At 73.3% G+C, this 6,388-nt stretch carries 8 protein-coding genes; 2 read left to right on the top strand and 6 right to left on the bottom strand.

Annotated elements, in window-relative coordinates; all coding sequences use genetic code 11:
* Nucleotides 1-95: 95 nt before the first annotated feature.
* Together PKC53_RS18450 and PKC53_RS18445 are read right to left on the bottom strand one after the other, a co-directional pair.
* Nucleotides 96-341: a hypothetical protein gene (locus PKC53_RS18450; RefSeq protein ID WP_324431297.1), complete on the bottom strand. Its 246-nt coding sequence runs from the start codon at nt 339-341 to the stop codon at nt 96-98.
* 20 nt (nt 342-361) lie between these two features.
* A complete protein-coding gene (locus PKC53_RS18445) occupies nt 362-586 on the bottom strand; it encodes a hypothetical protein (protein WP_324431295.1) in 225 nt (74 codons plus the stop codon).
* Between the two features lie 122 nt (nt 587-708).
* Here PKC53_RS18445 and PKC53_RS18440 point away from each other — a divergent pair, with 122 nt between their 5' ends.
* A complete protein-coding gene (locus tag PKC53_RS18440; RefSeq protein WP_324431293.1) occupies nt 709-1,635 on the top strand; it encodes a LysR family transcriptional regulator in 927 nt (308 codons plus the stop codon).
* Here the strand turns inward: PKC53_RS18440 and PKC53_RS18435 are convergent, their stop codons facing one another.
* On the bottom strand, nt 1,636-2,832 hold the full coding sequence (locus tag PKC53_RS18435) for an amino acid aminotransferase (RefSeq protein ID WP_324431292.1): 1,197 nt from the start codon (nt 2,830-2,832) through the stop codon (nt 1,636-1,638).
* Nucleotides 2,833-2,855: 23 nt separating this feature from the next.
* Nucleotides 2,856-3,347 carry a glutathione peroxidase gene (locus tag PKC53_RS18430; protein WP_324431290.1) on the bottom strand — a complete coding sequence of 164 codons (492 nt, stop codon included), beginning with the start codon at nt 3,345-3,347 and terminating at the stop codon, nt 2,856-2,858.
* Between the two features lie 139 nt (nt 3,348-3,486).
* Here PKC53_RS18430 and PKC53_RS18425 point away from each other — a divergent pair, with 139 nt between their 5' ends.
* Nucleotides 3,487-4,377, top strand: coding sequence for a response regulator (locus PKC53_RS18425; protein ID WP_324431288.1), 891 nt, complete (start codon nt 3,487-3,489; stop codon nt 4,375-4,377).
* A 25-nt stretch (nt 4,378-4,402) separates the two neighbouring features.
* Here PKC53_RS18425 and PKC53_RS18420 read toward each other — a convergent pair whose 3' ends face one another.
* Together PKC53_RS18420 and lplT are read right to left on the bottom strand one after the other, a co-directional pair.
* Nucleotides 4,403-5,287, bottom strand: coding sequence for a DMT family transporter (locus PKC53_RS18420; RefSeq protein ID WP_324431286.1), 885 nt, complete (start codon nt 5,285-5,287; stop codon nt 4,403-4,405).
* A gap of 196 nt (nt 5,288-5,483) precedes the next feature.
* On the bottom strand, nt 5,484-6,388 hold a 905-nt coding region (gene lplT, locus PKC53_RS18415), incomplete at its 5' end, for a lysophospholipid transporter LplT (RefSeq protein WP_324431284.1).

Here is a 6,388-nt window from a genome sequence, read left to right as displayed (position 1 = left end):
TCGATGATCACCGGCGTCGCGATGGAGGTCGACGGCGGGCGCTGCATCTGAGCGCCCCCGGATCGGGCGGCGCCCGGCCCGCCCGCCCGGGCGTCTCAGGCGCCGATCTGGCGCTCGTGCCGGTCGGCCGCGGCGAACAGGTCGGCGGCGAAGCGCGGGTCGCTGGACTGCAGACTGGCCGCATAGCGGCGCAGGCCGGCCACGTCGGCGCGCGCCGGCGGCGTGGCCAGGGCACGGGCGACGGCGCGCCAGGCGCGCGCGGCGATCTCGGCGGCCCAGCGCGCGCCGCGCGGAGCCGTCAGCGGGGCCTGGGCCGGGGTGACGAAGGTGGTGCTCGACATGGTGCTTCCTCTCGACAGGGTCAGGGCGTGACGCGGCGCGCGGCGGCGGCGGTCAACTGCTGCGCCAGTGCCGGGTCGACGTCGTGTTGCGCCACCGCCATGCGCCGCAACGCGGCTGCCGCGCGGCGTTCGCCGTGTGCGATCAGGGCGAGCCACAGGCGGCGGCCGACGCGGCGCCACGTCCCGATCGGGTCGTCGACGCGCGTTGCCGGAAGGGCGCGCAGGGTGGCGGAGTGGGCGGACATCGCAGATTCCTCGACAGGTGAACGTGATTGATCTTCTGACATCGATAGCTTAGGGTAAATACGCATAAGTATCAAATGAATGTTCTGGATAGCGGACATAAGCGTCGAGAATGTTCGTGCCGATGAACTTCCGCACCTTCGACCTCAACCTCCTGCGCGTCTTCGACGCGGTGATGGCCGACGGCAGCCTGACGCGCGCCGCTCAGTCGCTGGCGATGACGCAACCGGCGGTCAGTCACGCGCTGAAGCGGCTGCACGCGGCGGTCGGCGAGCCGCTGTTCGTGCGCGCTGCCGGCGGCATGACGCCGACCCCACGCGCCGAGGCGCTATGGCCGCAGGTGCGTGCCGCGCTGGCGGCGCTGCGCGGCGCGCTGGCGCCCGAGGCGTTCCGGCCCGATCGCGGCGCGGTGAGCTTCCGGCTGGCGATGGTCGACGCCACCGCGGCCATGCTGATGCCCGCGATGGTGCAGGCGTTCGAGCAGATGCGAGCGCTCGCCAACCTGCGGGTGTTGCCGCTGGCGACGCGCGACCCGCGCGCGCTGATCGAGCGCGGCGACGCCGACCTCGCCATCGGCTACTTCCCGCAGGCGATCACCGCGATCCAGGCCGCCGGGCCGCACGGCGCGTTGCGTCACCGCAGGCTGCGCGAGACCGAGTACGTCTGCGTGATGCGCCGCGGGCACCCGCTGGCCGGGCGGCCGCTGACGCTCGACGCGTTCTGTGCCGCGCACCACCTGCTGGTGAGCTTCTCGGGGCGTCCGCACGGCTTCGTCGACCAGGCGCTGTCGGCGCTCGGCCGCCAGCGGCGCATCGTGCTGACTGTCAACCAGTTCTTCGTCGCCGGTCGCGTGGTCTGCGCTTCGGACCTGCTGACGGTGCTGCCGGCCGGTTTCGTCGACGCCACCGGCATGGCTGGCGCGCTGGTCACTGCGCCGCTGCCGCTGGCGCTGCCGCACGTGCAGGTCGAGATGGTGTGGCACCTGCGCCGCGACGACGACGCGGCGCACGCCTGGCTGCGCCGGCTCGTCAGCGACGCCGCGCAGGCCTGATCAGCCGGCGAGCACCGCGGCCATCGCCTGCGCAGTGCGCTCGACGTTGGCGTCGTTGAGCCCGGCGATGCAGATCCGCCCCGAGCGGATCAGGTACACGGCGAACTCGTCGCGCAACCGGTCGACCTGCGCCGCGCTCAGGCCGGTGTAGCTGAACATCCCGCGCTGGCTGAGGAAGTAGCCGAAGTCGCGCCCAGGCACCTTGGCGCTGACCACGCCGTGCAGCGCGCGACGCATCGCGGCGATGCGTTCGCGCATCGCGCCGAGCTCGGCCTCCCAGCGCACGCGCAGCGCCGGGTCCGTCAGCACCTCGGCGACGATCTGCCCGCCGTGGATCGGTGGGCTCGAGTAGTTGCGCCGCACAGCGAACTTCAGCTGCCCGAGCACGTGTTCGGCCTGGCGCGCGTTGGGGCACACGACGCTGAGCGCGCCGACACGCTCGCCGTACACGCTCATGCTCTTGGAGAACGAATTGGCGACGAAAAACGACAGGCCGGCCGACGCCAGCGCGCGCACCGCGTAGGCGTCGTCGGCGATGCCGTCGCCGAAGCCCTGGTATGCGAGGTCGAGGTACGGGATCAGCCGGCGGCGCTGCAGCAGCGGGATCAGCGCGTCCCACTGCGCGCGCGACAAGTCGACGCCGGTCGGGTTGTGGCAGCAGGCGTGCAGCAGCACGACGCTGCGCTCGGGCAGCGCGTCGAGCGTCTCGCACATGGCGTCGAAGCGCACGCCGCCGGTGGCCGCGTCGTAGTACGGGTAGCTGTGCACCGCGATGCCGGCGCCTTCGAACATCGAGCGGTGGTTGTCCCAGGTCGGGTCGCTGACCCACGCGTCGCTCGCCGGAAACCAGCGCTTGATGAAGTCCGCACCCACTTTCAGCCCACCGCTAGACCCCACTGACTGGATCGTCGCGACGCGGTCGCCGGCCAGCACCTCGTGGTCGGCGCCGAACAGCAGTTCCTGCACCGCGCGGCGCAGGTTGGCGGCGCCTTCGATCGGCAGGTACGGCTTGGCGCCGCCGCGCGCGACGACGGCGGCCTCGGCGCGGCGCACCGACTCGAGCACCGGGATGCGCCCGGCCTCGTCGAAGTAGATGCCGATGCTCAGGTTGACCTTGTGCGGACGCGGGTCGGCGTTGAAGACCTCGACCAGTGCGAGGATGGGGTCGCCGGCGAACGGCTCGACGTGTTCGAACATGGCAGCGCTGCGTGGGGGTGGGGTCAGGCCGCGAGGGCGGCCTCGATGTCCTTGGCCATCGACTCCGGCGTGTCGGTGGGCGCATAGCGTCGGATCACCTGGCCGTCGCGGCCGACGAGGAACTTGGTGAAGTTCCACTTGATCGCCTTGCTGCCCAGCACTCCCGGCGCCTGGGCCGTCAGCCACTGCCACAGCGGGTGCGCCTGCGGCCCGTTGACGTCGACCTTGGCCATCATCGGAAAGCTCACGCCGTAGTTGCGCTGGCAAAACGCGCCGATCTCGTCGTCGCTACCCGGGTCCTGGCCGCCGAACTGGTTGCACGGGAACCCGACGACCACCAGCCCGCGGTCGCGGTAGCGCTGCCACAGCGCCTCGAGTCCGGCGAACTGCGGCGTGAAGCCGCAGGCGCTGGCCGTATTGACGATCAGCAGCACCTTGCCGCGCTGCGTACCCAGGTCGGCCGGCTTGCCCTCGATCGACAGGGCCTGGAAGTCATGGATGCTGGTGGCGGGCATGGCGGGCGGCGGTGGCGCAAAGCGGTCGGCGATGGTACCCCCTGCATGCGGGCCGCCGTGGCATTGACACCACCGGTGCCGCCGCCGACGATGCGCCGTGGCGGCTGGGGAGCGCATGCGCGCACGGTACAGGGTGGCTTTGCGGGGGTTCAGCGGGTTCGAGCGCAGCGCGCTCGGCTCGTACTTCCGCCTCAGCGCCGAACGCCGCCCGGTCTACGAACAAGTGCCCACGCTGGAGATGGCCGACTTCGTCGTCGCCGACGCCGACCGGCCCGAGGTGGTCGACGAACTGGCCCGGCGCGACCGGCTGCGCCAGGCGGTGTTCGTCGGCGCACACCCGCCGCCGGGCACCGCGGCGTGGACGATGCGCCCGATCGACCCGCTGCACGTGCTGCGCGAGCTCGACGCGCTCGCCGCGCTGCACGATGCGCAGCCGCTGGCCGCGGCGACGGCGTGGTCGCCGCGCCCGCAGCGTGCCGTGGCGGGTGCCAACGGCGTCGATGCAGCGGCCGTCGGCGACGAACCCGGGCGTCCGCAGCGCCGCGCCTGGGACTCGGCGCCCGTGCCGCTCGACGAAGCGCCGGCCGACCCGACGGCGCACGCGCCGCCGCGGCTGCCCGAGGCGCTGCTGGTCGACCCCGACGACACCGCACCGCACCCGCTCGAACAGCACCTTCAGGCGCTCGGGCTGGCAACGCAGTGCGTCGGCGACAGCGCGCAAGCGCTGGCGCGGCTGGCCGACGCGCCGGTCGACTTCGTGTTCATCGCCGCCGAACTCGGGGCGCACAGCGAACTCGACGGCCTCGCGCTGTGCCGCCAGATCAAGCGCAGGCAGCGCCCGCTCGCCGGCGCGCTGCCGGTGGTCGTGCTGCTGTCGGAGCGCCCCGGCGCCAGCGACCGCGTGCGTGGCACGCTCGCCGGCTGCGACGCCTACCTCGCCAAGCCCCCCGCCGCGACCGAGCTGCGCGAACTGCTGCACCGCCACGGCGTGCGCATCGCCACCGCCGACGCGCGCGCACCGCGGCGCTGAGTCCCGGTGCGCACCGCGGCATGCGTCACGGCACGGCCGGGCGTGCGCGTGCCGCAAGCGCGGCGGCAGCGACGATCAGCGCGCCACCGACGACGATGCGCCAGCCGAGCGTGCCCGCGCCCAGCGCGATCGCCGACGCCGACGCGAACAGCACCTCGGTGAGCATGATCACCGCGGTGGCCTGCGCCGGCAGCCGCGCCGCGCCGTACTGCAGCGCCAGGTTGGCGACGAGGAACAGCGCGCCGAGCAGCGCGGCGCCGGCCACCCAGCCGGGCGCGGGCGGCGGCGGCGCGCCGACTCGCCCGGCCCACGTGAGCAGCAGCGCGACGCCGCCGGCCACCAGCACGCCGCCGGCGAACATCGCCGCGGCGCGTGCCGACTCGCTGCGCGCGGCCTCGCGGCGCAGCATCACGTTGTTCAGCGCGAACGTGAAGCCGCCGAGCAGGCCGAGCGCGTCGGACAGCGTGCGCGGCAAGGGCCAGCCGCCGCCGTCGGGCCACAGCACGGTGGCAGCACCTGCGAGCGCCAGCGCCACGCGCGCCAGTGCGCCGCGGTGCAGCGGCTCGCCGAGCAGCCAGCGCGCCAGCAGCACCGCCCACAGCGGCATCAGGTAGAACAGCAGCACCACGCGCACGACGTCGCCGATCGTCACCGCCCAGTTGAACGCGGCGTTGGTCGTGCCCGACGCGACGACCAGCACCCACAGCGCGCGGTGCGCCGCGACCTCGCGCCACACGTCGCGGCGCCACGCGCCGAGCGCCGCCGTCGCCAGCGCGTAGATCAGCGCCGTCGCCCACAGCGGGTGCAGCCCCACGGCGTGCAGCTCGCGAAACGGCCACCACGACAGGCCCCACACCAGCGCGTTGAGCGTCAGCGCGGCGGCGGGCCAGGCGGCGGAACGGGGATTCATGCGGGCTGAGGCAAACCGGGCATTGTCGGGGCTGCGGATGGCCGTGCGCCCGGTGGCGTGGGGCAGGCGCAGCCCGCGTGCGCACGCCGCGGATCCGGCGGCGCCGGTGGCCCGGCGCAGTCCCTTCGATCCGGCTGCGCCGGTGGCCCGGCGCAGCTCCGTCGAGGCGGCTGCGAAGGCGCCGCGGGGGGGGGGGTCAATGACTGTCGCTGCGGGCGATCGTCAGCAGGCGCTCGACCTCGTCGCGGTGCTCGACGCAGTTGCGGCGGTGCCAGCGGCGGATCAGTTCCATCGTGCCGGCGACGACCAGCCCGAACACGGTGATCGCGCCGAACGCCGACAGCCCCCACTTGGTCATGCCGGTGTAGAACGCCCCGAGCGCCAGGATACACGCCTGCTCGTTGAAGTTCTGCACCGCGATCGAGCGCCCGGCGCCCATCAGGTTGTGGCCGCGGTGCTGCAGCAGCGCGTTCATCGGCACGACGAGGAAGCCGCCGAGCGCGCCGAGCAGCATCAGGAAAGGCGCCGCGACCCAGACATTGCCGATGGCGTTCATCGCGATCACCAGCAGCCCCATCGCGACGCCCAGCGGGATCACGCGGGTGGCATGCTCGAGGCGCATCATCACCGACGCCAGCACCGCGCCGGCGGCGGTGCCGATGGCCACCACGCCGACCAGCGACGACGCCTGCGTCGTGCCGTAGCCCAGCGCCGCCGCGGCCCACGCCAGCACGATGTAGCGCAGGTTGCCCGACACGCCCCAGAACAGCGTGGTCGTCGCCAGCGAGATCTGGCCGAGCTTGTCGCTCCACAGCCGCGCGTTGCACTGCGAGAAGTCGCGCACCAGCGCCAGCGGGTTGCCGCCGAACGGGCGCAGGGGCGTCGACGTGCGCGGGATGTACAGGTTGAACACTGCCGCGACGACGTACAGAGAGACCAGCGCCGCGATCGCCGCCTGCGGCGCGCTGTCGACGCCCGGCGGCGCCAGCGCCAGCAGCCACGGCGCGATGTGCGGCCCCACCAGCTGGCCGCCGAGCACGACGCCGAGGATGATCGAGGCGATCGTCAGCCCCTCGATCCAGCCGTTGGCCTTGACCAGCT

The sequence above is a fragment of the Azohydromonas sp. genome (assembly GCF_035325925.1).
GTDB lineage: Bacteria > Pseudomonadota > Gammaproteobacteria > Burkholderiales > Burkholderiaceae_C > Calidifontimicrobium.
The sequence above is the reverse complement of the archived record's forward strand: the minus strand, read 5'-3'. Positions and strand labels throughout refer to the sequence as shown.